The sequence below is a fragment of the Psychroflexus sp. MBR-150 genome (assembly GCF_053628795.1).
Map to the genome: position 1 here is coordinate 1 of NZ_JBRJHB010000015.1, position 26,461 is coordinate 26,461.

Consider the following 26,461-nt stretch of genomic DNA (forward strand, 5'->3'; position numbering starts at 1 on the left):
GAAAGAAAATGGGCATATTCTAATATGATGTCCGTGATACGATATCATTTAATGACCTATATTGATTTGTTCAAATTCCTTAAAAATCCAGAAGCAAAATGGGAAGATATTACAACAAAAAATATAGGTCAATTAAGCCTTTTTGACCCATAAGGAGGTTCTATTTTTAAAATACTAAAGCTACACAGTGAAATTAGGCGATACAAAAGATTTTTTTAGTAATTTAGATTTTTATCGGACAACAATGAAAACTAAACTCAATTATTAAAAAACCGTTTCATTTTGGAACGGTTTTTGTTTTTGATATAAATATGAAATCATTACTCTACATACTACTACTTATTTTTCCGTTGCTAAGCATAGCCCAGACATCTCCTAAACAAACCCGTGGTGAAGTCTTTAGGGCTTATAATGATAACCCCAGTCAAGATACTAGAGAAACCACTTTAGAGGTTAAGCGTAGCTTGTATGGCTATCAATTTAAAGATGATGCTATACCAAATGTTTATAAAAAAGCCGTAGAAAAGTTTTTTGATGAAAGTTTTAGGACTAAATATGACAGGATGGGCAAATACACCTTAAAGCTAGAGCGCAGAGACGGTTATCTATTTATAGAAGACAGAAAGGTTATAAAAGACCCTGAAACGCCTTAGAACTATTTAGACAGATTTCATCTCGTATCATTCATTAGATTTCAACTTGCACAAATAATTTATAAGTTTTACATTTGTATATGAGTCAGCAAGAACGCCTTCAAAAACGCAGCTTAAAAATTAAGCAAACCTATAGAAGCCTTACCGAGAAGTATCCACAATGGCGAAATGACGCTATAGTAGAAAATCTTGCTGATACATTCTTTCTCGCCCCAAGAACCATTGAAGCAATTTTAAGAGGCGAAGGTAAAACGTATTCTTAGAATTGTTGTATATTTGCATTGTAGCAATTATGTCTTCAGTTTGGTAGAGGGAAGCTTTTAAAGTTTAGATCGCAGGTTCGAGTCCTGTATTTGCTACTGTAATAGACTGCCACTCGGCAGTCTATTTTATTTTTGTGAATTGCTTTTCATTATTCATATCGTTTGCATTAACAATACCAATAGATTTAGCATTGTTTATGACTATTTTACCAGTCTTAAAATTTGGTTCAATAATTTAAGAGTGATTTGATTTTTACTTTCACCTTTTCCGTACTCGGAATCATGGTTTCTTCTAAAGTTGAGTTCAGCGGAATCGCTGGCATATTTTCCGAGCCAATGGTCATTACCGGGGCATCGAGATATTGAAAACATTCCTCTTGAATTTTTCCGCTAAGTGCTCTGGCAAAGGTGTTGTCTGATGGTTCTTCGGTGACTACGAGGCATTTTTTACATTTTTTCACAGACTTAAAAATTGTTTCTTCGTCGAGTGGGTGCAAGGTTCTTAAATCTACAATTTCGATTTGGTCTTGAAGTCCGAGTTCTGCCGAAGCGTTAACCGCCCAATGCACGCCCATACCATAGGTGATGATGCTTAAAGTTTCTTCATTATCTTTTGGCCAAATTTCTTGTAAAACCCAAGCTTTGCCAAAAGGCAAAATATAGTCTTTGGCAGGTTCAACGCTGGTGGCACCTTTCGTGCCAGGGACTTTACTCCAATACAAGCCTTTATGTTCAAAAATCACCACGGGATTGGGGTCGTGATAGGCTGCTTTCATCAAGCCTTTGAGATCGGCACCGTTGCTTGGGTAAGCAATTTTAAGTCCACGAATATTAGTGACCACACTTTCTACCGAAGAGGAATGGTAAGGTCCGCCACTGCCATAAGCCCCAATAGGCACACGCAAAATCATAGACACTGGCCATTTGCCTTCGGAGAGATAACAGCTTCGGCTGACTTCTGTAAACAATTGATTTAGTCCAGGCCAAATGTAATCGGCAAACTGAACCTCAACAATGGGTTTGAGTCCAACGGCAGACATTCCGACCGTTGAGCCTACTATAAAAGCTTCTTGAATTGATGTATTAAACACCCGATGGTCACCAAACTTTTGGGCTAAAGTGGCTGCTTCACGAAACACACCACCCAATCGTCCACCAACATCTTGACCGTAAAGTAAGCATTCAGGATGGTCTTGCATGAGTTCTTCAATAGCAAATAAAGCACAATCGACCATGACGACTTTTTCTGCACCTTTTGGAGAGCGTTCACCAACTTCTTCTGTAATGGGTGTTGGGGCAAAGTCGTGGGTAAATAAATCTTCGGGTTTGGGGTCATCTGAGGTGAGAGCTGCTTCATAATCAGACTTGACATTTTCTCTGATATCGTGTTCTATATCGTCTAAATCAGTTTCAGAAAATCCATTGGCTTTCATCAATTTCACAAATTTTGGATAAGGATCGCGTTGTTGAGATTCTTCTAAATCATCTCGATAAAATTCCATACGAACGCCAGAAGTGTGGTGATTTAAAAGTGGACATTTGGCGTGCACTAAAAACGGACGTTGTTCTGTTCTAACAGTTTCAATGACTTTTTCTAAAGTGGAATACGATTCTTCAAAATCAGTCCCGTCAATGCTAATGGCTTCAAGTCCGTGAAAACCTTGAGCATATTCGTAGGCATTTTGGGCTCGGGTTTCTTTTGCATTGGCAGAAATATCCCAGTCGTTATCTTGGATTAAATAAATAATGGGCAGTTGCTTTAAGGCAGCCATTTGAAAAGCCTCTGAAACTTCACCCTCGGTAATTGAAGCGTCGCCCAAAGAACAGACGACTATTCCTTGCCCCATAGCTCCTAAAGGGGGAATGACCTCTACCAAACCCTCTCCAAAGGAAAGGGCTTTGTTTTGCTTATCTACATACTTTAAAGCTAAGGCTGCTCCAGTTGCTGGTATAGCTTGCATACCTGTCGCTGAACTTTGGTGTGGTATTTTGGGTTTATCTTCATCTCTTAAACTCGGATGTGAATAATAGGTGCGTCCGCCAGAAAAAGGATCGTCTTTTTTGGCGAGAAGTTGCAACATCAAATCTTTGGGTTGCATCCCGATGGAGAGTAACATGGCATCATCTCTGTAATAGGGATAGACATAATCTTCGGGTTTGAGTTGCATGCCTACTGCTATTTGAATAACTTCGTGACCGCGTGAGGTGGCGTGGACGTATTTGGAGACAATTTTAAAATTATCTTCATACAATTCTGTCATCGATTTGGCTGTGACGAGGTTTTTAAATGCTTTGAGTATGGTTTCTTTTTTCATTTTTTTAGGTTTTGGTTTCACGCAAAGACGCAAAGGCGCTAAGATTATAAATTATTTACTATTCGAGTTATACCACTTTTTATTAAGGCTTCATTAAAATTAATCAATAAGCCCAATTTTATTTCAGTTAATTTTAAATAGGTTAATACTTGCTTTGGGTGAACTGGAGCTATTTTTTCTACCGATTTTAATTCAATTAAAACTTTTTGATTTACAATTAAGTCCGCTCTAAATCCGAGTGACATTTTATTATTTTTCCAAACGAGAGGTATAGCCTTCTGTCTTTCTACTTTTAAATTTTGAGCTATCAACTCACTATACAATATTTCTTCATACACAGACTCTAACAATCCTGGCCCTAATTCTACGTGAATTTGATATGCGGTATTGACAATAATTTTTGAAATTTCATTTTCAGTCATAATAAAATTATTTTGCGTCTTTGCGTCTTTGCGAGAAACCTTAATAATCCTCCAAGTAATCCGCAATACGTCTTAAAAAACTTCCTGCTAAAAACCCATCAACAATCCGGTGATCAAAGGATAAAGACAAATACATCATTGAGCGAATTTCAATGGTATCGCTTTCATCTTTTTCTATCACTTCAGCACGTTTTTTAATAATACCTGTCGCCAAAATCGCTGCTTCTGGCTGATTGATAATAGGCGTACCCATTAAACTGCCAAAAGTGCCGACATTTGAAATAGTAAATGTTCCACCTTTGGTCTCATCATTTGTTAATTTATTTTCTCTGGCCTTTCTCGCTAAATTGTTAACTTCTTTTGCCAGTTGATCTAAATCTTTTGTGTCTGTATTTTTTATCACAGGAACAATGAGATTTCCATTTGGTAAAGCCGTTGCCATTCCAATATTAATATCGTCTTTAACAATAATAGTTTTATTGTCAAGAGAAGAATTGATTTTAGGAAAATCTTGAATGGCTTTGGTTACGGCTTGAACAAATAAAGGTGTAAAACTTAATTTTTCTCCTGTGCGTTTGTGAAACTCTGCCTTGTGCTGATTTCGCCAGTTGACGAGATTAGTCATGTCAGCTTCCACATAGGCCGTAACGTGTGGTGAGACGTGTTTAGAATAGACCATATGGTCTGCAATCATCTGTCGCATGCGATCCATTTCAACAGGTTGACCTTTACCGATATCAAATTTTAAATCAGGCACTTGAAAGCCTTGGGGTTGATCATTTACGGGTTGTGCAAACTGTGCTGGTCTGCCATTTTCAATGTATTTAAAAATATCTGATTTTCGTAATCTTTCATTAGCACCTGTGGCTGGAATTCTCGCTAATTCTTCATAACTGATATGGTAATCTTTAGCGATTTGTTCTACAAGTGGGGAATAGAAAAAGGCCCCCGAAGCCCCTCTTCCGTCTCCCCTAAGGGGAGAAACCTCTTGTTTTCCTTTCCTTCGGAGAGAGGTTGGGGGAGAGGTTTCTTCATTGGAATTATTGCTTGGTTTTTCTGTAGTTGATGATTTTGATGATTTTGGTTTTCCTGAAGTTTCTTTTAAAATGGCAATAACTTCTCCTATTTTAACCACATCTTTCGGTTGATATTTCTTTTCTATCAATACTCCAGAAAAAGGAGCAGGTACTTCGTTATCGACTTTGTCGGTACCGACTTCGACTAAAATATCGCCTTCATCAAACGAATCGCCTTCATCAATTAGCCAATTAAGGATGGTGCCTTCGGTTATACTTTCGCCCATTTTGGGGAGTTTGAAATCCACTTTTTCTGTTATTTTATTTTTTTCTCTCATGATTTTTCTCCTATTTTATATCTCTCGCAAAGTCGCTAAGGTGCAAAATTTTCCATTCTTAATATTTTCACGCAAAGTGCACAAGGTTTTCTTATTTATTTCTTGCAAACCTGATATAAGCAAATCTGACTTGCAATTTTTTTTAACCTTTCTAATAACTAAAAGCATGCTCTACAGACTACCCTCTATCAACTACCCTCTACCCACTTCTATTCCTAAATTCATTCAACGTCTGGTAAAAGTCTTCCTGTTGTGGTCGGTTTTTAGGGATTTCTCGTAAAGGTTCAACTTCTTCTATGCTTTCGTGACAATCTTGAGGCAGTTGTTGATAAAGCTTTGTGCCTGCAGTTTTCCAAGCTATCATATCATCTGAAACTTCTTTAATAATTTTTCCTGGATTACCAACCACTAAACTTCTATGAGGAATTTTGGTTTCCGCTTTTATAAAAGTCATTGCACCGATAATGGATTCATCTCCAATTTCGGCATCATCCATAATGACGGCATTCATACCAATCATACAATTTTCTCCGAGATTTGCTCCGTGAATAATTGCTCCGTGACCGATATGTGAACTTTGTTTCAAGCGAATACTTTTACCTGGGAACATATGAATGATACAGTTTTCCTGGACATTGACGCCATTTTCCAAAATTATTTCACCCCAATCGCCACGAATTGCCGCACCTGGTCCGATATAACAATTTTTACCGATAATCACGTTACCAGTGACAGCAGCTTGTGGATGCACAAAGCTGGATGAGTGAATGACTGGGATATGATTTTTGAATTTGTATATTGCCATTTATTAGTAATTAGCTTTTAGTCGTTAGCTATTAGAATTTAATTTTTTCCTTAAGGATGTGTTCATTTTAGATATTTCACTTATTTGTCTTCTTACTTCTTCATTTTCTTCATCTGATATATAACCTCTAAGCCTGGCTTTTGTAGATGCAGATATACACTCATTTGTGCTGCCTTGAGATATAATTAGGTAACGAATAAAATTAGCATCTGAACCTGAAGTTCCTTCTGCTATATTGAAAGCAATGGAATCTGAGGCTCTACTAAATTGTGATGATAGTTTATAAATTTCGTGTTTAGGAAATCGCTCAATTAGTTTATTAATATATTCACCCAGAACTATTGCTTTTTGGTATATTATCAAGTCCTCAAATTTAAAATGATATTTACTTTTTATTTCCAAGTTAAAATTTTTTATTTCAGTTTTATTTTATGCTAAAAGCTAAAAGCTAATAGCTATTTCCGATAGGAACTTAACTTCTCCTTCGTAAACTTACTCAACACCAATCGCCCACTGATTTCTGCGCGTTTCATCAAAAGCTCGTCCCAATCTTCGGTGCCACGCCAAAACATTTGTTTCATATGTTTAACGGCTTCAGGATTGTAAGCACAAAGCTGTTGAGCTAAAGCATCTACAGCTTCGTCAAGGGCTTCGGTTGTATCAAATACATCAGCGTAAAGGCCTTTTTGTTTAGCCCATTCTGGACTAAAAAACGTATTGGCATCTATAGCAATTTGAGACATACTACTGACTCCAATTTTGCGTTCAACGGCTGGACCAACCACAAATGGACCGATGCCCAAATTAAGTTCGCTAAGTTTTATCGCTGCATATTGGGTGGCTAAGCAATAATCCATTGCAGAAGCTAGACCAACGCCACCGCCAACAGTTTTACCTTGCACACGACCAATGATAAACTTTGGACATTTTCGCATAGCATTAATCACATTGGCAAACCCGCTAAAAAACCGTTTGCCTGTGGCTTCGTCTTCTATCGAGATAAGCTCTTTAAAACTAGCACCAGCACAAAACGTCCGATTACCACCAGATTTTAAAACAATAACCAAAACCTCATCATTTTGACCTAGCTCAGTGATGGTTTCAGCTAATTTTGAAAGAATATCACTTGGTAAAGAATTATGAGCAGGATGAAAAAATTCTATTGTTCCAATATGTTGATTAACACTGTGTTTTACATAAGGTTCAGTCATATACTAAAGTTTAAATTCGCAAACGTTTTCGAGAAAACTCAAAATTAATTAATGTTACTGTGTTAGGCAAGTATTTATAAAAACCTTAAACAAAAAAAAATACCCAAACATAAATACATTTGGGCATCATTAAGAAGTAAAACCTTTGCTAAAACATCTCGCGTCCAGAAAAATGAAATGCACTTTCTATTTGTGCATTATCATCACTATCACTACCGTGAATAGCATTGGCACTAATAGATTCAGCATATTTTTTTCTTATCGTGCCTTCTGCAGCTTCATCAGGATTGGTAGCACCGATAAGTGCTCTGAAATCTTCAACAGCATTATCTTTTTCAAGAATAGCAGCTACAATCGGACCACCAGTCATATATTCTACCAACTCACCAAAAAACGGGCGTTCTTTATGAATAGCATAAAATGTTTCGGCATCTTCTGTAGTCATTTGGGTTTGTTTCATGGCTACAATTCTAAATCCAGCCTCCGAAATCTGATGCAAAATTGCTCCCGTATAACCTTTTTTAACCGCATCGGGTTTTATCATAGTAAATGTGCGTTGTCCAGACATAATATTTATTTAAAAATTTTTACAAAGTTAAATAAAGCCAATAATCTATTTAAAAAAAATCAAGTTATTATTTTACAGGACTGACACTAACTGTCAAAATAGTTTTTTTAAGAAAACAATAAAAATCATGCATAACTATTAAACCCTTAAAAATACAACGAAAACAGTTAACGAAACATAATATAATACTGATATTCAGAATTTTAAATAACTTCTTCACAATCAGCTGACTTAGCTAAATGTTGAAAACTTGTTGAAAACCTTAGATGCATTTTACATATAAAACTCGATTTATTTTAGATATTTGTTGGTGCTGAAATAATTAAAATTTAACATATAAAACTCATAAATCATGGCGCAAGTAGAACCGATTTTGCAAGAAAACAAAGACCGTTTTGTCGTATTTCCTATCAAACACCACGATATTTGGGAATGGTATAAAAAATGTGAAGCGAGTTTTTGGACAGCAGAAGAAATCGACTTGCACCAAGATATTTCTGATTGGCAAAGCAAACTCAACGCTGATGAACAATATTTTATCAAACATATTTTAGCCTTTTTTGCCGCTTCTGATGGTATTGTGAATGAAAACTTGGCTGAAAATTTCGTCAATGAAGTTCAATACACCGAAGCTAAATTTTTCTATGGTTTTCAAATCATGATGGAGAACATCCATTCAGAAACTTATTCTTTGCTCATTGATACTTACGTCAAAGATGAAGCTGAAAAAGATAAACTATTTAAAGCGATTGAAAATTTTCCCGCCATTAAGAAAAAAGCCGATTGGGCATTGAAATGGATTGAAAGCCCAAGTTTTGCAGAGCGTTTAATCGCCTTTGCAGCGGTTGAAGGGATTTTCTTTTCGGGTGCGTTTTGCTCGATTTTTTGGCTTAAAAAACGCGGATTAATGCCAGGCTTGACTTTTTCCAACGAATTGATTTCAAGAGATGAAGGCGTGCATTGTGATTTCGCTGTTCATCTGCATAACAATCACTTGGTTAATAAAGTTTCTAAAGAACGGATTAAAGAAATTATTATAGATGCTTTAGATATTGAGCGTGAATTTATTACTGAATCTTTACCCGCAAGCTTAATAGGAATGAATTCTAAATTGATGACACAATATTTAGAATTTGTAACTGACCGTCTCTTGGTAGAATTGGAGTGTGAAAAGGTTTATAACGTGTCTAATCCATTTGATTTTATGGATATGATAAACCTTCAAGGTAAAACCAACTTTTTTGAAAAACGCGTTGGCGAATATCAAAAAGCTGGTGTGATGTCTAAAGACAAAGAAAAAGACAACAAGATTAGTTTTGATGAGGAGTTTTAGTTTTTCTTAAATCAATGCTGAGGATGCTATGGACGCCATAGTTACTGTAGATGCTACGGTCACTTTGGATGCTATTGTTAATAAGAAACAATAGAAACAATAGTAACAACAGAAGCCATAGAAACAACAGAAGAAGCAATGTTAACTTAAAACCAAAAAAACATGAGCTACAGAAAACTCGAAATTTGCCAAAAAGCAAGAGACTTGAGTGTTGAAATACACAAAATGACCCTGCAATTACCCAAGTTTGAAATTTATGAGGAAGGTAGCCAATTCAGACGATCTATGAAATCTGTAAGGTCTAACATAGTTGAAGGTTATGGCAGAAGGCGATATAAAAATGATTACATACGATTTATCATATACGCTTTATCATCTAATGACGAAACTGTAGATCACTTAGAAACTTTATTTGAAACAGGTTCTTTAAAAGACAATGTTTTGTATGAAAACCTACATGAACGTATTCAAAGATTAGGTATAAAAATTAATAATTTCTTACAAGTGATTGAAAAAGATAACAAAAAATTCTAATCAATTTATACCATAGAAACCATAGAAACCATAGGAACCATAGAAACCATAGAAACCATAGAGACCATAGGAACCATAGAACCCATTAATCTAATAAAACCCATTTTACCATGTATGTCATAAAAAGAAACGGACAAAAAGAACCTGTAATGTTTGATAAAATTACAGCTCGTATCAAAAAACTCTGCTACGGCTTGAGCCCACTTGTTGAACCGACTAAAGTTGCTATGCGTGTCATTGAAGGCTTATACGATGGCGTAACCACAAGTGAACTTGACAACCTTGCTGCCGAAGTGGCCGCAACGATGACCACAACACACCCAGATTATGCTCAACTTGCCGCAAGAGTGTCTGTTTCTAATTTGCATAAAAACACCAAAAAAACCTTTAGTGAGGTTATGACCGATTTATATGAATATGTCAACCCACATACAGGTAAAAAAGCTCCTTTACTTTCAGATGAAGTTTATCAGGTTATTCAAGAGCATAAGGATACATTAGATTCACGTATCATTTACAGCCGTGATTTTAATTATGACTATTTTGGGTTTAAAACTTTAGAGCGTTCTTATCTTTTAAAACTTGATGGTAAAATAGCAGAACGTCCGCAACATATGTTAATGAGGGTTTCTATTGGTATTCATATAGATGATATTGAAGCCGCTTTAGAAACCTATGAGTTGATGTCTAAAAAATATTTTACTCACGCTACACCAACCCTTTTCAATTCAGGAACGCCTAAACCGCAAATGTCTTCTTGTTTTCTTTTGACAACACAAGATGACAGTATTGACGGTATTTACGACACGCTAAAGCAAACCGCCAAAATTTCTCAATCGGCTGGTGGCATAGGCTTATCTATTCACAACATTAGAGCCACAGGTTCTTATATCGCTGGAACTAATGGGACATCAAATGGTATTGTGCCAATGCTTCGCGTATTCAATGATACGGCAAGATATGTTGACCAAGGTGGTGGAAAACGAAAAGGCTCGTTTGCTATCTATATTGAACCTTGGCACGCCGATATTATGAATTTTCTTGATTTAAAGAAAAACCACGGAGCAGAAGAAATGCGTGCCAGAGATTTATTTTATGCCATGTGGATCCCAGATTTGTTTATGAAACGCGTGGAAGAAAATGGCGAATGGACTTTGATGTGTCCTAACGAATGCCCAAATCTTTTTGACAGTCATAGCGAAGAGTTTGAAGCTTTATATGAAAAATACGAAAAAGAAGGACGTGGTCGCAAAACCATCAAAGCACGTGAACTTTGGGAAAAGATTTTAGAATCTCAAATCGAAACGGGTACGCCTTATATGTTGTATAAAGATGCGGCCAATAGAAAATCAAATCAAAAGAATTTGGGAACCATTCGTTCGTCAAACTTATGTACTGAAATTATTGAATACACCAGTCCAGACGAAGTGGCCGTTTGTAATTTAGCTTCTATCGCGTTGCCAATGTTTGTAAAAGACGGCGAATTTGACCATAAAGAATTATATAAAATCACCAAACGCGTTATCAAAAACTTGAATAAAGTTATAGATAGAAATTACTATCCAGTCAAAGAAGCTAAAAATTCAAATATGCGTCACAGACCAGTTGGTTTGGGTATTCAAGGTTTGGCTGATGCATTTATTTTGCTTAGACTGCCATTTACTTCTGATAAAGCTAAAAAGCTCAACCAAGAAATATTTGAAACTTTATATTTTGCCTCAGTTGAAGCTTCCATGGAATTGGCAAAAATTGAAGGGCCATATTCTTCCTATGAAGGTTCGCCAATCAGTCAAGGTGAGTTTCAATATAACCTATGGGGCTTAAAAGATGAAGATTTAAGCGGTCGTTGGAATTGGAAAGAACTCAGAGAGCGAGTCAAAGAAAACGGCGTCAGAAATTCATTGCTTTTAGCACCAATGCCAACAGCTTCAACGTCTCAAATACTTGGTAACAACGAGGCTTTTGAGCCTTATACTTCAAATATTTATACCCGTAGAGTACTTTCAGGTGAATTTATTGTTGTTAATAAACATTTGCTCAAAGATTTAGTTAACAGAGATTTGTGGACAGATGAAGTCAAAGATGCTATTATGCGAGCTAATGGTTCAGTACAAAACATCGATATTATTCCAGATGACATCAAAGAACTTTACAAAACGGTTTGGGAAATGTCTATGAAAGATATCATTGATATGAGTCGTCAGCGTGGTTATTTTATTGATCAATCGCAGTCGCTCAATCTCTTTATGGAAGGTGCAACTTTAGCTAAATTAACTTCTATGCATTTTTATGCGTGGAAAAGTGGCTTAAAAACAGGTATGTATTACTTGAGAACCAAATCAGCAGTTGATGCCATTAAGTTTACCTTGTCTAAAGAAAAGAAAACACAAGACTTACCTAAAGAACAAGTCACTGAAAAAGTTGCTGAAACCAACGCAGAAAAGTTGAAGCAACACGAATCTAAAAACAAAAATGTCATAGCTCCAGATAATTCATCATTATCACCCGAAGAGCTAAAAGCTTTAATTCAGCAATCTAAAGCCTCAGAAGGTGACGACTGCTTGATGTGTGGCTCATGACTTTAAATACATTTTTAATCAAAAAAAAGCATATTGTGTGTTATTATGATATGCTTTTTTTATCTTTTGGATATACCTTAAATTTACGTGTATCTTCTTGAGTAAGAGTTTTAAAATCTGTGGTTTTGCTGAGTTTATTTAATGGATTGAGAAGGTGATTTGGAAGAGCAACAAGTTTTCGAGTTTTCAAGTCAATCCATGCACCGAGTATTTCGCAACGAGCACAGTTTTTGCCCTTATCATTATATAAGTCATGTTGAAATTCAAAAAACATTCCATCTTTAGATAGACCTTTCAATTTTAAAGTGATTTCTATTTTATCCTCGGGACGAATTTCTTTGAAATAGTAAATATGTTCATAAAACACTACAGGACCAAGATTATGTTTGACTAATTCATCTTGACTAAAACCATTTTCAAATAAAAAAGCCATTCGGGTATGACTCATCATATTTTGATAGGCAGAATTAGCCAAATGCCGATTAGCATCTAAATCACTCCACCTAACTTCAAAGGATTTGGTATAATTCATTTGATTTTAAAATTAAAATTAGAACAGCCATTAAAATACTAAACAATAAAACACCTCGTGCTCTATAAATTTTGTTTTTTTTAATATAAACAAAAAAAGGTAAAAAATTGGCAACTGCACCAATAGCTATTAAACCGCCGAGGAAATGATCACGATACGCATAATTTATAGCATAAATCAAATCATAATTGGTAAAAATTGCTATATAAATATACATCCCAGCAACATTGCAAATCAGGCCTAACAATATGCCAATAAATATTTCTTTTTTAACGTTCATACCCAAGATCCTTAATAGATTTCATTGTTTGATAGGCGGTTAAATCAAATTGAACAGGAACAACAGAGACATAACCTTTACTCAAAGCCCATTCATCAGTATCTTTGCCAGCATCTTCATTAACAAACTCTCCTGTCAACCAATAATAATCACGACCTTGAGGAGTTTGTCTTTTGTCATATTTTTCTTCCCAATGTGCTTTTGCTTGTCGGCAAATTTTTATGCCCTTGATATTTTTAGCTTTTAGTTTCGGAAAGTTTACATTTAAAACCGTTCCCTGAGGCAGATCATTTTGAAGTACATAATTTGTAATTTTTTTGACAAATTCTGTCGTTGGTTCAAAATCGGCATCCATAGCATAATCTAATAAAGAAAAACCTATAGCTGGTATGCCTTCTGTACCAGCTTCTACGGCAGCACTCATAGTACCAGAATAAATAACGTTGATAGAAGAATTAGAACCGTGATTGATCCCACTGACACACAAATCAGGTTTGCGTTTTAAAATTTCCTGAGTTGCAATTTTAACGCAATCAACGGGCGTACCAGAACAACTATATTCTTTGTAGTCATCTGAATCTGTTTTGATTCTATCGCAATATAAATTATCAGTAGTCGTGATAGCGTGTCCCATACCACTTTGTGGGCTATCTGGAGCTACAACCACCACATCTCCTATAGTTTTCATGATTTTTATCAAGTGTCTAATGCCTGGAGCCGTAACGCCATCGTCATTGGTAACCAAGATAAGTGGTTTTTGTGTTTTCATTTAATGTGATTTTACGCAAAAATAATTTAATTTTTATAGAAAACATCACATTACAACTTAATTAGTTTGACGAATAATACTTAACTTTGATGTTTAAATCATTTTAAATATGAAAAGTATTAATGACATTAACTTTAAAGACAAAAAAGTTATCATAAGAGTAGATTTTAATGTTCCATTAAACGACAATTTTGAAGTTACAGACAAAAGCCGAATAGAAGGTGCAAAGCCCAGTATTGAAAAAGTTTTGGAAGATGGAGGTGCAGTGATTTTGATGTCACACTTAGGAAGACCCAATGGCGTTGAAGATAAATATTCTCTTAAACATATTGTGAATACCGTTTCTGAAGTTATTGGAGTTCAAGTCAATTTTGTAGATGACTGCATTGGCGATGCTGTTAGACAAGCTGCAAGTGAATTACAAAACGGTCAAATTTTGTTGCTTGAAAACTTGAGATTTCATCAAGAAGAAAAACAAGGTGATGATGATTTTGCCAAACAATTGGCAGATTTAGCCGATGTCTATATCAACGACGCTTTTGGTACTGCACACCGTGCTCACGCTTCTACAACTGTTGCCGCAAAATTCGCTAAAGAAAAAGCGATGGGCTACTTATTAAAAAAAGAAATTGACAGTTTAGATAAAGTTCTAAATTCTAAGGAAAAACCTGTTACTGCAATTATAGGTGGTGCAAAAGTTTCCAGTAAAATAACTGTGATAGAAAACATTCTTGATGCAATAGACCACTTGATTATTGGTGGTGGCATGGCGTTTACTTTTATTAAAGCTAAAGGTGGTAAAATTGGTGAATCATTAGTAGAAGAAGATAAACAAGAAGTTGCACTACAAATTTTAAAGGCTGCAGAACAAAAAAATGTTCAAGTCCATTTGCCAATAGATTCAAAAGTTACTCAAGAGTTCAAAAATGATAGCGAAACCAAAATTCAGCCTATCGATAATATAGAAGAGGGTTGGATGGGATTAGACGCTGGACCAAAATCTCAAGCGGCTTTTGCTGAGGTGATTCAAGCTTCTAAAATTATTCTGTGGAATGGTCCTCTTGGTGTTTTTGAAATGCCAAACTTTGCAGAAGGCACAATAGCTGCTGGAAACGCCATTGCTGATGCTACAGCAAAAGGTGCTTTTTCACTCGTTGGTGGTGGCGATAGCGTCTCAGCTGTTAAGCAATATGGATTTGAAGATAAAGTTAGCTACGTTTCTACAGGTGGCGGTGCCATGTTGGAAATGCTTGAAGGGAAAACGCTGCCTGGTGTTGCGGCGTTGGAAAACTAGCTAGGTTTTCTGGTCTATAGATTGATTATCAGACCTTCTAAACAAATCTCTAAACTGGTACATTAAACGTTCCAATAACCTGAGGTCTTCTGTTATTATTTCAGCAGTGCCTATCATTTCTTGTTGAAATTCTATTTCAATGCCAAATGAAGTTTCTAATTGGTTTGGTAATTTTATATCAAGTACAAGAAACCCATCAGTATCTGGAGTTTTTGAAATATCTGTTAATACACCTTCTAAGACACCAAACTCCCGATCAGGATAATTGGATAATCTTATGAGTGCTTTTTGACCTACTTTTAGTTTTCCAGTATTTAACCCCATAGTTCTTGCACGAATGATATACTTGCCATGATGCTTGGGAATTACTGAGAAAACTAGTTCTCCTTGGTTAACAAATTGTCTACTACGCCAGTAATTAATATAACTTAATCTACCCTCTATAGCACTTTCTAAGACATACTGAAGTTCCCAATCTCTAATTGATCGTTTTAATTGATTAAATGAAATTAATAAATCTCTATACAAGTTTAACTCGTCTTTAGTTTGGTTGATAGATGTGTTCTTTTGATTAGTTGTTAAATTTATTATTTCACTTTCTACTTGTGAAATTTGATTTCTAATAGTAGAAAGATTTTTTTGTTTTTGAAGATAAATCAGTTCAACTTCTTCTAAAGTTTGCTGTGCAATTACACCTTTCTCAAAAAGTTTATTATTTCGGTCTAGTTTAGCTTTTTCGAGTTTTAATTCATTTATGGATATTGACAATTGATCCTTCAAATTTCGTAGTCTTTTTTGTTGCTGAAAAAGTTCGCTTTCTTGGAATTCTGATTCTACTAGATATGGTTTTAGAGTAAGTAGTTGCTGATAATTTCGTAAATCGTTTTCAAAGCTAGCATAGTCAATAGCTATACTTCCTAATTTTAAATTATTACAAGTTTCATAAGGAAATTCAAATTGGAACTGTTTAATGTTCAAAGTATCTGTGATAGATTTTAAATATATGATATCTGAGTATCGAGCAGTGTTTTCTATAATGGCCAATGGGTCACCTTTTTCTACCATAGCATTATCTTTAACTATAATACTATCTAATCGTCCTGATGTTCTTGCATAAACGCGATCTGGAGGATTATAGCTTGTGAGCGTAGCTTCTGCTGTTACAATATCTGGATATTTGATTACATAAGCTAATAGTAAAATAACCAATATAAAACCAAAAACAATGGTATTTCCAATACTTATAATGGTTTTAGGTGGTTCTGAAAGAATATCTCTAACCTCTTCACTGTAGACATGTATTTTATCTTCATTTTCCATTACTTACCAAGTTCCAATTGATTTTTTACTAATTGATAATACTTGCCCTTTTTTTCTGATAATTCTAAATGATTTCCTTGTTCTACAATTTTACCATCTTCTAAAACAATTATATTATCTGCATTTCTTACAGTACTTAACCTGTGTGCCACAATTACAGATGTTTTCTCTTTTAAGAACGCATTTAATTTCTCCATAATTATTTTTTCATTATTAGCATCTAACGAGCTGGTAGCCTCATCAAAAAATATGTATTCAGGATTTTTATAAACCGCTCGTGCTATCATCAGTCTTTGGCCTTGACCACCACTTAATCTAATCCCAGAAGTGCCTAGTTCTGTATTAAGTTTATTTGGCAGCTTATTTATAAACTCCTCTATATTAGATATATATACCGCATTATTTAATTTATCGTTATCAATTATTTCGCCTTGTTCAGATTCTGAAATATTACCAGCAATGGTATCATTAAAAATGAAAGTTTCCTGCATTACAGCACCACAGCTTTTTCTCCAGTAATCATTATTAATGTCTGATAAATTGATATTACCAATTTGGATAACTCCAGTAGTTAAGTCATAAAACTTTAATAGTAGTTTTATCAATGTTGTCTTACCACTACCGCTTGCTCCCACAATAGCTGTGGTTTTGCCTTCGGGTATTGTAAACGATAGGTTTTTTAAAACCATTGGAGAAGATTTGCTACCATATTGAAAGCTTAAGTTTTTGATATAAATTGACTTGTCCGAAGGCAGTTCAAACACTTTTTTAATAGTTTTTTCATCTTCATCTTCTAGTGAATGCACTTGATTAAGACGTTCTAAACTAATTTTTGCATCTTGCCATAATTGTATAAAACCAATAAAATTGCTTAAAGGTCCATTAAGTTGACCAACGATATATTGTATAGATAACATCATACCAAGGGTAATATCTCCTTTAACCACAGCAGTTGCAGACAAAAATGTAATGATAATATTTTTGAGTTCATTTATAAAATTAGATCCTAATGTCTGTGAATGGGCTAACCTCAAACTACTCATCGAGGTTTTAAAAAGGCTGATTTGAACCTGTTCCCACTTCCATCTGTTCTTCCGCTGTGAGTTATTAACTTTTACTTCTCTTACACCATTAATAATTTGAACTAAAGAAGATTGACTTTGTGACATTTCATCAAATCTTTTGAAGTCTAACTCTGCACGCTTTTTTAAAAAAAAGAATATCCAGCCTAGGTAAAATAAAGCACTTACAATAAACACCGCAAAAATGGTCAAATCATAGTATGCTAATACACCACTAAAGACAAGAAACAGTAATATTGAATATAAGGTGGTAACTGTTTGTGAGGAGATAAAATTTTGAATCCTCCTATGGTCTGTTATGCGCTGTAAGTGTTCACCTGTATTTCTCGTGTCAAAAAAGTTGATGGGTAACTTGAGCATTTTAAACAAAAAATCAGAAACCATTTTGATATGAAATCTTCCATTAATATGGAGCATGATCCAATCCCTAAAAATATTGACCAGCGTTTGAGAAATAAATAAAACAAGTTGAGCTATTAAAATAAGATATATAAATGGTATATCTTGATTATTAACACCTACATCTACAACAGATTGTGTAAGAAAAGGTAAAGTAAATTGTATCGCTAAACCAACTAACAATCCTAAAAATAGTTGATAGATAATTCTTTTGTAGGGTTTTAAATAAGGAAAAAGAAAAGAGAAGCCTTTTTTATTGGTCTTATCAAGTTCTTCTTGCTTGTAGAAGTTAGCATTAGGTTCTAACAATAAAACAAAACCATTTTTATCTGTTGTATTTGTCCATGCGTTTAAAAATTCATTATGCTTATAGGTTAAAAAGCCATTTGCTGGATCTGCAACATATATTTTATTCTGAGTTGTTTTATGAACGACCACAAAATGTTTTTGACGCCATGGCACAATGAATGGTGTAGGCGCTTCTTTTACTAGAGATTCCAAAGACATACGCATACCTAAGGTGCGTAATTCTATAGCTTCCGCGGCATCTGCAATACCACCCATGTTTACACCTGTTCTGGTAATACCTGCTTTATCTCTTAAAAATTCTCTAGAAAAGGTTTTGCCATGGTATTTGGCAATCATCCTCAAACAAGTTGGACCACAGTCTTTGTTATCGAGTTGGCGATAAAAAGGAAATTTTTTCTTAAGCATTAAAGCTTATTTAGGCAAAATAGACTCAGATAATTTTTTTATATCACCATTATCTAAATAGTTGTTATTAAAATATATCGCTTCAATGTTTTTTAAACTTTCTATACTTTCTAATGGATTGGTGTTTAATAATATGAAGTCTGCTTCTGCATTAACTTCTATAGTACCAAAATTTTCATTGAAAAAATCAGCATAATTTACTGTCGCCATTTTCAAAATTTCAAAATTGCTTAGTTCAGCATTTTTTAATAATTTCATTTCACCAAGCATGCCAAATCCAGTAACCATATATTTCGAAGAACTGTCCGGGCTTAAAAGCATTCTAACGCCTAACTCACTTAACCTTTTAATAACTTGATATTTTTGTTGAAGTTTTTGTAATTCGTCAGCCACTTCCTGTTTATATGCCTCTTTACCAAGCTTTTCGCGGTATTGCTTGGTTTTTTCTATCCAGTTATCAATAGTTTCTTTTTGGATATACTCCATACCTGGTAGTTGGCGTAATTCTTCATAAGAATACCTGCCTGAACCAATACTATACCAACTCAATGTAGGGCATACATAAATATTTTTTTTCTTAATTTCTTGAATTCTTTCTTCTGTTACCTCAGTCAACATTGAAATACCTCCTAAATGTTCAAAAGATCTATAGTTAGAATTAAATATTAAGCTATCAGAAATGTTGTTTGGGAAGTGACCACCAATTTCTACGTTGTTAAGCCTGCATAAGCTATCTAGTCTTTTAAAAAGCTCTTGATTTTTTATACTCAATATTTTTATAAAATCAAAATTTTTAGCACCATCTACATAATTTTTAAGCTCTTCTTCTGTAAAACTATAGTTCTTATAAATTGGTGGTGCCGATAAATACAATTTGGGATAAATTGAATTTTCATCATTGAATTCATCTCTCCATTTTAAATGATTCCATGTTCCACGCATTGAACGAAGTTTGGTTACACCATTAATTAAATTTAGTTTTAGAAATTTATCTAAATCCTCCTTTTCTTTAGGCAAATGCACATGTGCATCAGCCAATGATGGCATAATGTATTTACCTGAACCATCAACCACAAACATATTTTCATAGGCTCTATTTTGGGTATCTTCAATTGAAAATATTTTACCATTTTTTATGATGACATCCTGGTTAGCTAATACTTCATCTGTTATCATCTGTATAACTGATACATTTTTTATAACCACGTCCGTTTTTATTCGGTCTTTTGTTGGAGATGCATTAGGCTCTGTTTGACCATAACATGTTAAAACAAAAGACATAAAAATTAATAGCAACATTTTATTTTTCTTCATAAAATTGAAATTTTAAAATTGGTAATATCCTCGTTTATCTTTTTCTAAAAATTCTTCATATGGATTTAAGGTACAAAAATCGTCGTATCTAAAATCTACATCACGATTGCTTAAATCAAATTCATCTTTTAGTCTTCTATATTTTTTTAGAATAAAAGCACACTTTTTGTCTAAGTCTTTATAAAATTTTGCGCCTTTATCTGTGTAAACCGTTTTAAGGTCTAAATATTGCAAACCAGTTCTAAAACGTGGGAATTGGTCTGTTAACCTTCCTAAAAGTTCGTGCTTTTCTCTACCTGAAAAAACATTCTGATCTAATAATTTATCGAAATAAACTACACGCTGTGTAACCGTGAACAAGCCATTAAACGCACTGAAAACCGATCTGTAATCCCATTGTTTTTTTGTGAGGTCTCGCATTATTGAATGATCTGCATCTATTTTAAAATACTGCTTTCTGTCATGTAATATATAGTGCAGATAATTGTGAGAACCTTGATGTATCAATTCTTCGATAAAATAAACAATATTATTATTTCCTATCACATAAAAATAAAGCATACCCAAAGTTTCTTTCGAGGTAAAATTTATAATCTTAGGATTATCGTGTAGGTATATTTTTTTGTTGGCAAATTGTAGTTGTTCATAATATTTAGGAATATATTTTTTTATGATACCAATAGCTTGAAATAACTCTTTATGATGTGCTTTCCAAACAGAATTATGTTCTGGATTATCATTAACAACATGACCTTTATAAAACTCAACAAAATATTTTTCTTGAAGAGGATGTACTTCTTTTAAAATTTCAAAATCACCTATTTTTAGAATGGGTTCATAGAGTGTTTTTTGTCCTTTTTTAAAGTAACCAACTTCAGGAATATAGGCTATATCATTTTTATTATAAGAGTTTTCAACTTTAATCGATTCTTTTTCAATAAAATAGCCTTGAAGTATTTCCTCTAAGCTCAAATTATCTGCCTTAGCATTAAAATAAGAAAAAAGTAAGGGTTCTAAGAATATATTATCGTCTTCAAGATTTAATTTCTTAAGTAATAAAGTGTTCTCCTTGTAGATTAATAACTTAATAGTATTTGTTAAATTAGGTTTGCTATTATTTATCATATGTTCTGCCTTATATATCAAAATATTTATATAATTAAAGATATCACTTTAGAAGGCTACATACATTACAACTATCATCACACTTATAATTTATACCTCGTGTTCGAAAAGTTAAAGGGTCAAAAACTAAAAGTCTACCAAAAGTTTGACAGTATTCATATTTTTCAAAACAATAAAACATGATTTCTTTAAATGCCAATGAAGATAAAATGTTGATATTAAACATAATGGAGGGATGATGTAAGTATTTTTCGAAAGGTCTTTCAAATAGCTCAACTTTGTAGTGGTTACCAAAGTTTTTTACATTTTTTTTTGAAACAGCGTTATAACAAGAAGTAACTTTAGGTATAAAAAATGGACCTATTTTAAGTTTTTCAAATGAATAAGCTATAGATAGAAATGGAAGGTTTCTTTCAAAACATAATATATTTAAATTATTGATAAATAATCCTTTAGGATCACATGCTTTTACAACCAAATCAGGATTATAATCTTTAAAATATTTTTCTAAGTCATGTTTTCCTATTGGCATATCATAACTTATACCTATTTTTATTTTAAAATTCCTGTAGATTTTTTTTTGTAAGGCATCAACTTTTTTTGTTCCAATATCATTAACAGAAAAGGGGAAATTTCTTAGCACATCATTTTCAGAAACATTATCACCATCAACAACAAATATGTTTTTAAATCCAAATTGTGCCAATTGATAAACTAAAGTACTACCACCACCACCAGATCCAAAAATTAATATTCTTTTACTAAGATGTGATAAGTCAGGCTTAGTATTTGTTATATATTCTAAAAAAGAATAATTTCTATTATCATTATTATGCTCTTTGTTTATTATTTCTAAAAAACCCATCCTATCTAAATGGGAAAGAATTTTGTTTGCTTTTGTATCATATTTTGGAAAACCAATTTCTAAAAGATTTTTTATAAATTTTCGGTTTGCTTTTGTGTTTTCTAATTCTAAATATTTTGTATGATCATAAACAAATCCGACACATATTTTATTTCCAGTCACATAAACAGGTATAAATTTTTTCAGACTTACTCCCATAAACTAATTAACTAACCATGTTAGTAATTTATTATAACTATTTAAATTTATATTGCTATCGGTAAAGGCTAAATGTTTACCACTATATTCAAATAGTCTTCTTTTCGAATTATATTGTTCTAACAATATTACCGCATCACCCTTAGTAGTAATAGAATCTTTAGAGGCAGAATGTATCAATACTTTGTTATTATATGTTTGCCAATATTCCTCTAGATTTTGGCTATCCCTACAAGGTATTTTAATTGATACGTCATCTAGCCTTTTGAGTATATTGTCTATGCTTAAAACACACCCGTCCATAATCATAAAATCGACTTTAGTTTTTTCTTTTGCTAACACGGATATAATGCTACCCATCGATAAACCTAAGATTCCGACTTTATCATAATTGTAATTTTTTTTTGAGAAATTGATAACATTAACTAAATCCAACACAAATTCATTGTAATATAAATAGTCTTTATCAATATTAAAATCACTACTTTTTCCAAAGCCTCTGTAATCAAAGCTAAGAACATCAAAACCTTGTGATATATAAAAATTAACATAATCCAAATAATATGACATGTTGCCGTAGTCTCCATAGGCAACTATTATAAGGTTATTGCTAGGTTTGTCTGAAACCGAAAGCCAACTATTCAAACTAATTTTTTGAGTTTTAATTTTGAAGTTGGTGAATTGTATATTGTAGTCTGCTGGTGTTTTTAAGTAATCTATTTTTGGATCGATTATAGAATAAACAACCGTAGATGCTAAAAAACAGATTATTAAAATTGATTTTTTAATCATAATTTAATTTAAAAAGCCATTTAATTTCATAAATGGCTTTTATAATATTTAAATTCTATCACAAATTACAGTCCCATCTTCTCTGTCTTCCTTTTCAACATCAGAAATGGGTCTATCGTTATCATGACAATCATTCTCAGTACCTCCATTAATCGAATTTAACAAATCCTCAGAGGCAATTTGGTCTGCTCTTTGCGCTAAGGCGTCTAAACTTAATTTACTCATTGTCTTAAATTTTAAAGGTTAATAAAAAGTTTCATACAAATTAAACATACTTTAACCTAAAATCAGTGTAATTTATTTGCAGATAATTTGCATAATTATGCAATATTATATATAAATAATTAGCTTTTGGATACAAGATCGTCTATTGTTGTGTCCCTAGGCGGCGGCTCAACTTCATAGCAACAATTCTCATTACCTCCATTTAATTGAATTTAATATATCCTAATAGTAATTTGGTTTGCTCTTTGCGCTAAAGCGTCTAAATTTGATTTACTTATTGTTTTAGATTTCAAAGGTTAATAAAAAGTTTTTGTACAAATTAAACAATCCTTAACCTAAAATCTAGTTTAAGTTACTTGTAGATTATTTGAATATTGTGCAAATATATTAAATAGTTAAGAATAAATTAACTTAAAACGTCAAACCCCTTAGTAAATTTTCTTAATTCACTTTCAAGAAAATTTTCTAAATCATTTTCGTTTAAATTTAACAGATTTTTTAAATTATTATGGAGGTCTGCCGGGGATTTTCCAGTCTCTAATAGACTCATAACACCTTCTCTATTTTTATGCTTATATATTACATGACATAAAAAAGAACCTACAGAATATTTTACTGTAGAACTTTTGCCTATTAATTTATTATAAAGTTCTTGATCCAAGATAAAGTCCATTAATTTGTCATCTTTACTTGTAAAATATTTCTGTAAATTTTTAATATGATATGTATAATCAAACCCTAAAGAACCACCTATAAATGTTGCGAAACCCTCGTCAATTAAATTATTTTTTACTTTAATTTTTTTACTTGAATATAAATGTGTTAACTCATGTGGGTAAAAAACTGAATTATTACCATTTAAAAGAATTTTATCATATGGTATATACATCCCACCATAACTTTCGTTTAGATACATAGCATCATGGTAGTCAAAACCTAAAAAGTTGTACAACTCTTTAGTATTTTTAAATTTAACTATACTGTAATTTTCTAATTCAACTTCAAAAAAATCAACTAGCTTGTGCTCAAATTTTACATGTTTGCTTATGTCATCATGGTCTGATTCTTTATTTGGTGTATAAAAAGTAACATTTCCATATGAAAATTTATTCATTTTTTTCAATTTCTCATTTGGTATGTTGACTAATTTAAAGCAGTTATCTTCAGTGTGCCTAATCCTAAGATTATGAGACGCCAATATTGAGTTGAAGCCTTCTGGATTTCCAATGAGAGAAATTTTCAATAAAAAATTATTTTTCTTTAGTTTTTCAATGGCATATAAAGTTGGCTTATAATATGGATAGTGTTTTTGAAGATTTTTATTAATTATATCGTGTTGATAGCTGATTTTATCCGTATCTTTAGTTATCCAGAAACTCTTTATCTCTTCGTAGCTTTCAGCATTAAAATATTCTTCAAGAAAATTTTTTAAACCTTCTAATTCTTTGTAAGTGTTCAATTGATTATAAACTTGGTAATCTATTGATAATACTATCTTTTCATCTTGCGAACTAGGACAGGAGTCAAAATCATCAGTTATGAATATGAACAATGATGATAATAATACATATTTAAAAATTTTGATCATAATTCTATTAGAAAATTTAAATATAGTAATATTGAAGTGATGAAACTCATTACTTCAATATTACTATTACATAACAGTTTACTGTGGCCCTGAATCATGCTTGTAATGGGGCTTAGCTACTTCAGTATTATCAACTTGAACTTCTCTTGTTTCAGTTGTATTATCATTTGAATTATTATCATGACAATCATTCTCAGTACCTCCATTAATCGAATTTAACAAATCCTCAGAGGCAATTTGGTCTGCTCTTTGCGCTAAGGCGTCTAAACTTAATTTACTCATGGTTTAAAATTTTAAGGTTAATAAAAAGTTTATTACAAATCAAATTATCTTTAACCTAAAATCACTGTAATTTATTTGCAAATAATTTGCATATTTGTGCAAATATCATCAATTATGATAAAACAAAAGCTCATTAAAGCTAGAAAAGAAAAAGGTGCTACTCAAAAAGAAATCGCTGATGTCTTATGTATGGGCGTTTCTAATTATAGCCGTAAAGAAAAAGGAGTTTTAGGGATTAGAGACGAAGAATGGGTTAAAATAGCAGATTTTCTTCAAATTCCTCTCGAAGATATCTATGAAGATGATAGAAAACAGGTTTTTATTTGTAAAGATCAAGCTGTTGGTCTTATTAATGGCACCAATAATATTTACACCAAACCCGAATATATACTAGAGAGCCAACGCAAATATATTGAAAAGCTGGAAATCGAGATAAAAGAACTAAAGCAAAAATTATCTGAGATTAATTAATTTTGATGGGTGTATTATTTATGAACAATATTTCTTTATTAACATATTGACTTTGATTTTTTTGTTTAATAGATATTATAATCATTTAATTTGATAGTTAAAGTATTATAAATGTTTATTCCTTTTTGAGCTTTTTATCTAAAAACTCAATATTGCGCTTCAATCCCGAATATTTCGTTCGCTTAACGGCAGATTTTTTGAAAATATCTTGAAAGACTTCTTCAGTTATGTCTTCCCAATCTTGCTTATCGAAATTCAAAAGGCGATCATCAGGATTGAAAAGTGGTTCGTTATGGCTTTTGCTAAACTTATTCCACGGACAAACATCTTGACACACATCACAGCCAAACATCCAATCGTCAAATTGTCCTTTGTAACTTGTTGGTAAATCGTCTTTAAGTTCAATGGTAAAATACGAAATACATTTACTGCCATCAACCACATAAGGCTCGACAATAGCGTCTGTTGGACAAGCATCAATACAAGCGGTGCAACTCCCGCAATGTTCTGTTACAGGCGTGTCGTATTCTAATTCTAAATCAATAATCAACTCGGCGATAAAGTAAAATGAACCCTTAGATTTGGTTAATACATTGCTGTGTTTTCCCATCCATCCTAAACCGCTTCTCACTGCCCAAGCTTTGTCTAAAACGGGTGCTGAATCAACAAAAGCACGACCATGAACCTCGCCAATTTCTGCTTGAATATACTTTAAAAGAGATTTGAGTTTGCGTTTGATAACGAAGTGATAGTCTTCTCCATAAGCGTATTTGCTGATTTTATAAGTATCTCCCTTTTGCTGTTTTTCAGGATAATAATTAAACAATAATGAAACGACACTTTTTGAGCCTTCTACCAATTTAGTTGGGTCAAGGCGTTTGTCAAAATGATTTTCCATATATTGCATTTCGCCATGCATATTGTTGTTGAGCCAATGCTCAAGACGTGGAGCTTCTTCTTCTAAAAATTCAGCTTTACTCATACCACAGGACAAAAATCCCAAACGCTTGGCTTCAGCTTTGATGAGTTGAGTATAAGTTTTTGTGTTTGACATTATGGATTCAAAGATAACATCTCGATATGATTTTTATTGGTTTTCCTATGGTAAAAACAGATGACTCAAGAAAAAACCCCAAAGTAGGTAGTGCGATTTCTTAAAATTTTAAAAATTATA

27 protein-coding genes are annotated in these 26,461 nt (G+C 33.0%); 7 read left to right on the plus strand and 20 right to left on the minus strand.

All coding sequences use genetic code 11. The features are described from left to right. Positions 1-311: 311 nt before the first annotated feature. Positions 312-653 (plus strand): hypothetical protein, encoded by a 342-nt coding sequence (locus ACSSV5_RS08985; protein WP_454245604.1) that lies wholly within the window; start codon positions 312-314, stop codon positions 651-653. 80 nt (positions 654-733) lie between these two features. Then, the gene (locus ACSSV5_RS08990) at positions 734-916 is read left to right on the plus strand and encodes a hypothetical protein (protein ID WP_454245605.1); all 183 of its coding nucleotides are present in this window, start codon (positions 734-736) and stop codon (positions 914-916) included. A 227-nt stretch (positions 917-1,143) separates the two neighbouring features. Here the strand turns inward: ACSSV5_RS08990 and ACSSV5_RS08995 are convergent, their stop codons facing one another. The 7 genes from ACSSV5_RS08995 to ACSSV5_RS09025 all read right to left on the minus strand — a co-directional run bounded on the left by ACSSV5_RS08995 (position 1,144) and on the right by ACSSV5_RS09025 (position 7,591). After that, complete coding sequence (locus tag ACSSV5_RS08995; RefSeq protein ID WP_454245606.1) at positions 1,144-3,231, minus strand: alpha-ketoacid dehydrogenase subunit alpha/beta; 2,088 nt, start codon at positions 3,229-3,231, stop codon at positions 1,144-1,146. 44 nt (positions 3,232-3,275) lie between these two features. Next, positions 3,276-3,653: a GxxExxY protein gene (locus ACSSV5_RS09000; protein ID WP_454245607.1), complete on the minus strand. Its 378-nt coding sequence runs from the start codon at positions 3,651-3,653 to the stop codon at positions 3,276-3,278. Positions 3,654-3,693: 40 nt separating this feature from the next. Next, a complete protein-coding gene (locus tag ACSSV5_RS09005; protein ID WP_454245608.1) occupies positions 3,694-5,007 on the minus strand; it encodes a dihydrolipoamide acetyltransferase family protein in 1,314 nt (437 codons plus the stop codon). 199 nt (positions 5,008-5,206) lie between these two features. Beyond that, entirely contained in the window at positions 5,207-5,812 is a 606-nt protein-coding gene (locus tag ACSSV5_RS09010; RefSeq protein ID WP_454245609.1) for an acyltransferase, read from the minus strand. A gap of 24 nt (positions 5,813-5,836) precedes the next feature. Then, entirely contained in the window at positions 5,837-6,214 is a 378-nt protein-coding gene (locus ACSSV5_RS09015; RefSeq protein WP_454245610.1) for a four helix bundle protein, read from the minus strand. A 53-nt stretch (positions 6,215-6,267) separates the two neighbouring features. Beyond that, on the minus strand, positions 6,268-7,023 hold the full coding sequence (locus ACSSV5_RS09020) for an enoyl-CoA hydratase/isomerase family protein (protein WP_454245611.1): 756 nt from the start codon (positions 7,021-7,023) through the stop codon (positions 6,268-6,270). A 148-nt stretch (positions 7,024-7,171) separates the two neighbouring features. After that, on the minus strand, positions 7,172-7,591 hold the full coding sequence (locus tag ACSSV5_RS09025) for a nucleoside-diphosphate kinase (protein ID WP_454245612.1): 420 nt from the start codon (positions 7,589-7,591) through the stop codon (positions 7,172-7,174). 352 nt (positions 7,592-7,943) lie between these two features. On the opposite strand from ACSSV5_RS09025, the gene ACSSV5_RS09030 reads away from it, so the two are divergent. The 3 genes from ACSSV5_RS09030 to ACSSV5_RS09040 all read left to right on the plus strand — a co-directional run bounded on the left by ACSSV5_RS09030 (position 7,944) and on the right by ACSSV5_RS09040 (position 12,037). Then, the gene (locus ACSSV5_RS09030; protein ID WP_211064943.1) at positions 7,944-8,924 is read left to right on the plus strand and encodes a ribonucleotide-diphosphate reductase subunit beta; all 981 of its coding nucleotides are present in this window, start codon (positions 7,944-7,946) and stop codon (positions 8,922-8,924) included. A gap of 162 nt (positions 8,925-9,086) precedes the next feature. Continuing rightward, positions 9,087-9,458 (plus strand): four helix bundle protein, encoded by a 372-nt coding sequence (locus tag ACSSV5_RS09035; protein WP_454245613.1) that lies wholly within the window; start codon positions 9,087-9,089, stop codon positions 9,456-9,458. A gap of 110 nt (positions 9,459-9,568) precedes the next feature. Next, positions 9,569-12,037, plus strand: a complete 2,469-nt coding sequence (locus ACSSV5_RS09040) for a ribonucleoside-diphosphate reductase subunit alpha (protein ID WP_454245614.1) — start codon at positions 9,569-9,571, stop codon at positions 12,035-12,037. Between the two features lie 43 nt (positions 12,038-12,080). Here ACSSV5_RS09040 and ACSSV5_RS09045 read toward each other — a convergent pair whose 3' ends face one another. Genes ACSSV5_RS09045 through surE form a run of 3 tightly spaced genes read right to left on the minus strand, consistent with a single transcriptional unit; the run spans position 12,081 to position 13,618 of the window. Further along, complete coding sequence (locus ACSSV5_RS09045; RefSeq protein ID WP_211064940.1) at positions 12,081-12,569, minus strand: acyl-CoA thioesterase; 489 nt, start codon at positions 12,567-12,569, stop codon at positions 12,081-12,083. After that, on the minus strand, positions 12,547-12,849 hold the full coding sequence (locus ACSSV5_RS09050; RefSeq protein WP_211064939.1) for a hypothetical protein: 303 nt from the start codon (positions 12,847-12,849) through the stop codon (positions 12,547-12,549). Before ACSSV5_RS09050 ends, ACSSV5_RS09045 begins: the two co-directional genes overlap by 23 nt. Continuing rightward, positions 12,839-13,618 carry a 5'/3'-nucleotidase SurE gene (surE, locus tag ACSSV5_RS09055; protein WP_454245615.1) on the minus strand — a complete coding sequence of 260 codons (780 nt, stop codon included), beginning with the start codon at positions 13,616-13,618 and terminating at the stop codon, positions 12,839-12,841. Before surE ends, ACSSV5_RS09050 begins: the two co-directional genes overlap by 11 nt. Before the next feature lie 109 nt (positions 13,619-13,727). On the opposite strand from surE, the gene ACSSV5_RS09060 reads away from it, so the two are divergent. Beyond that, complete coding sequence (locus ACSSV5_RS09060; RefSeq protein WP_454245616.1) at positions 13,728-14,912, plus strand: phosphoglycerate kinase; 1,185 nt, start codon at positions 13,728-13,730, stop codon at positions 14,910-14,912. Here the strand turns inward: ACSSV5_RS09060 and ACSSV5_RS09065 are convergent, their stop codons facing one another. The 9 genes from ACSSV5_RS09065 to ACSSV5_RS09105 all read right to left on the minus strand — a co-directional run bounded on the left by ACSSV5_RS09065 (position 14,913) and on the right by ACSSV5_RS09105 (position 24,816). Then, positions 14,913-16,232 (minus strand): HlyD family secretion protein, encoded by a 1,320-nt coding sequence (locus ACSSV5_RS09065; RefSeq protein ID WP_211064930.1) that lies wholly within the window; start codon positions 16,230-16,232, stop codon positions 14,913-14,915. After that, on the minus strand, positions 16,232-18,427 hold the full coding sequence (locus tag ACSSV5_RS09070; protein ID WP_454245617.1) for a peptidase domain-containing ABC transporter: 2,196 nt from the start codon (positions 18,425-18,427) through the stop codon (positions 16,232-16,234). Before ACSSV5_RS09070 ends, ACSSV5_RS09065 begins: the two co-directional genes overlap by 1 nt. A gap of 6 nt (positions 18,428-18,433) precedes the next feature. Next, a complete protein-coding gene (locus ACSSV5_RS09075) occupies positions 18,434-19,741 on the minus strand; it encodes an amidohydrolase family protein (RefSeq protein WP_211064928.1) in 1,308 nt (435 codons plus the stop codon). Between the two features lie 12 nt (positions 19,742-19,753). After that, positions 19,754-20,866 carry a hypothetical protein gene (locus ACSSV5_RS09080; RefSeq protein WP_211064927.1) on the minus strand — a complete coding sequence of 371 codons (1,113 nt, stop codon included), beginning with the start codon at positions 20,864-20,866 and terminating at the stop codon, positions 19,754-19,756. Between the two features lie 43 nt (positions 20,867-20,909). Then, entirely contained in the window at positions 20,910-21,929 is a 1,020-nt protein-coding gene (locus tag ACSSV5_RS09085) for a ThiF family adenylyltransferase (protein WP_211064926.1), read from the minus strand. 3 nt (positions 21,930-21,932) lie between these two features. Then, entirely contained in the window at positions 21,933-22,721 is a 789-nt protein-coding gene (locus ACSSV5_RS09090) for an alpha/beta fold hydrolase (RefSeq protein ID WP_211064925.1), read from the minus strand. Positions 22,722-22,769: 48 nt separating this feature from the next. Then, positions 22,770-22,946: a hypothetical protein gene (locus ACSSV5_RS09095; RefSeq protein ID WP_211064924.1), complete on the minus strand. Its 177-nt coding sequence runs from the start codon at positions 22,944-22,946 to the stop codon at positions 22,770-22,772. Positions 22,947-23,352: 406 nt separating this feature from the next. Then, entirely contained in the window at positions 23,353-24,534 is a 1,182-nt protein-coding gene (locus ACSSV5_RS09100) for a hypothetical protein (protein ID WP_211064923.1), read from the minus strand. A gap of 78 nt (positions 24,535-24,612) precedes the next feature. Next, complete coding sequence (locus ACSSV5_RS09105; RefSeq protein ID WP_211064922.1) at positions 24,613-24,816, minus strand: hypothetical protein; 204 nt, start codon at positions 24,814-24,816, stop codon at positions 24,613-24,615. Positions 24,817-24,930: 114 nt separating this feature from the next. Between ACSSV5_RS09105 and ACSSV5_RS09110 the strand changes: the two genes are divergently transcribed. Beyond that, positions 24,931-25,287, plus strand: a complete 357-nt coding sequence (locus ACSSV5_RS09110; protein WP_211064921.1) for a helix-turn-helix transcriptional regulator — start codon at positions 24,931-24,933, stop codon at positions 25,285-25,287. A gap of 115 nt (positions 25,288-25,402) precedes the next feature. Here the strand turns inward: ACSSV5_RS09110 and queG are convergent, their stop codons facing one another. Continuing rightward, positions 25,403-26,341, minus strand: a complete 939-nt coding sequence (gene queG, locus ACSSV5_RS09115) for a tRNA epoxyqueuosine(34) reductase QueG (RefSeq protein ID WP_211064920.1) — start codon at positions 26,339-26,341, stop codon at positions 25,403-25,405. Between the last annotated feature and the right edge of the window lie 120 nt (positions 26,342-26,461).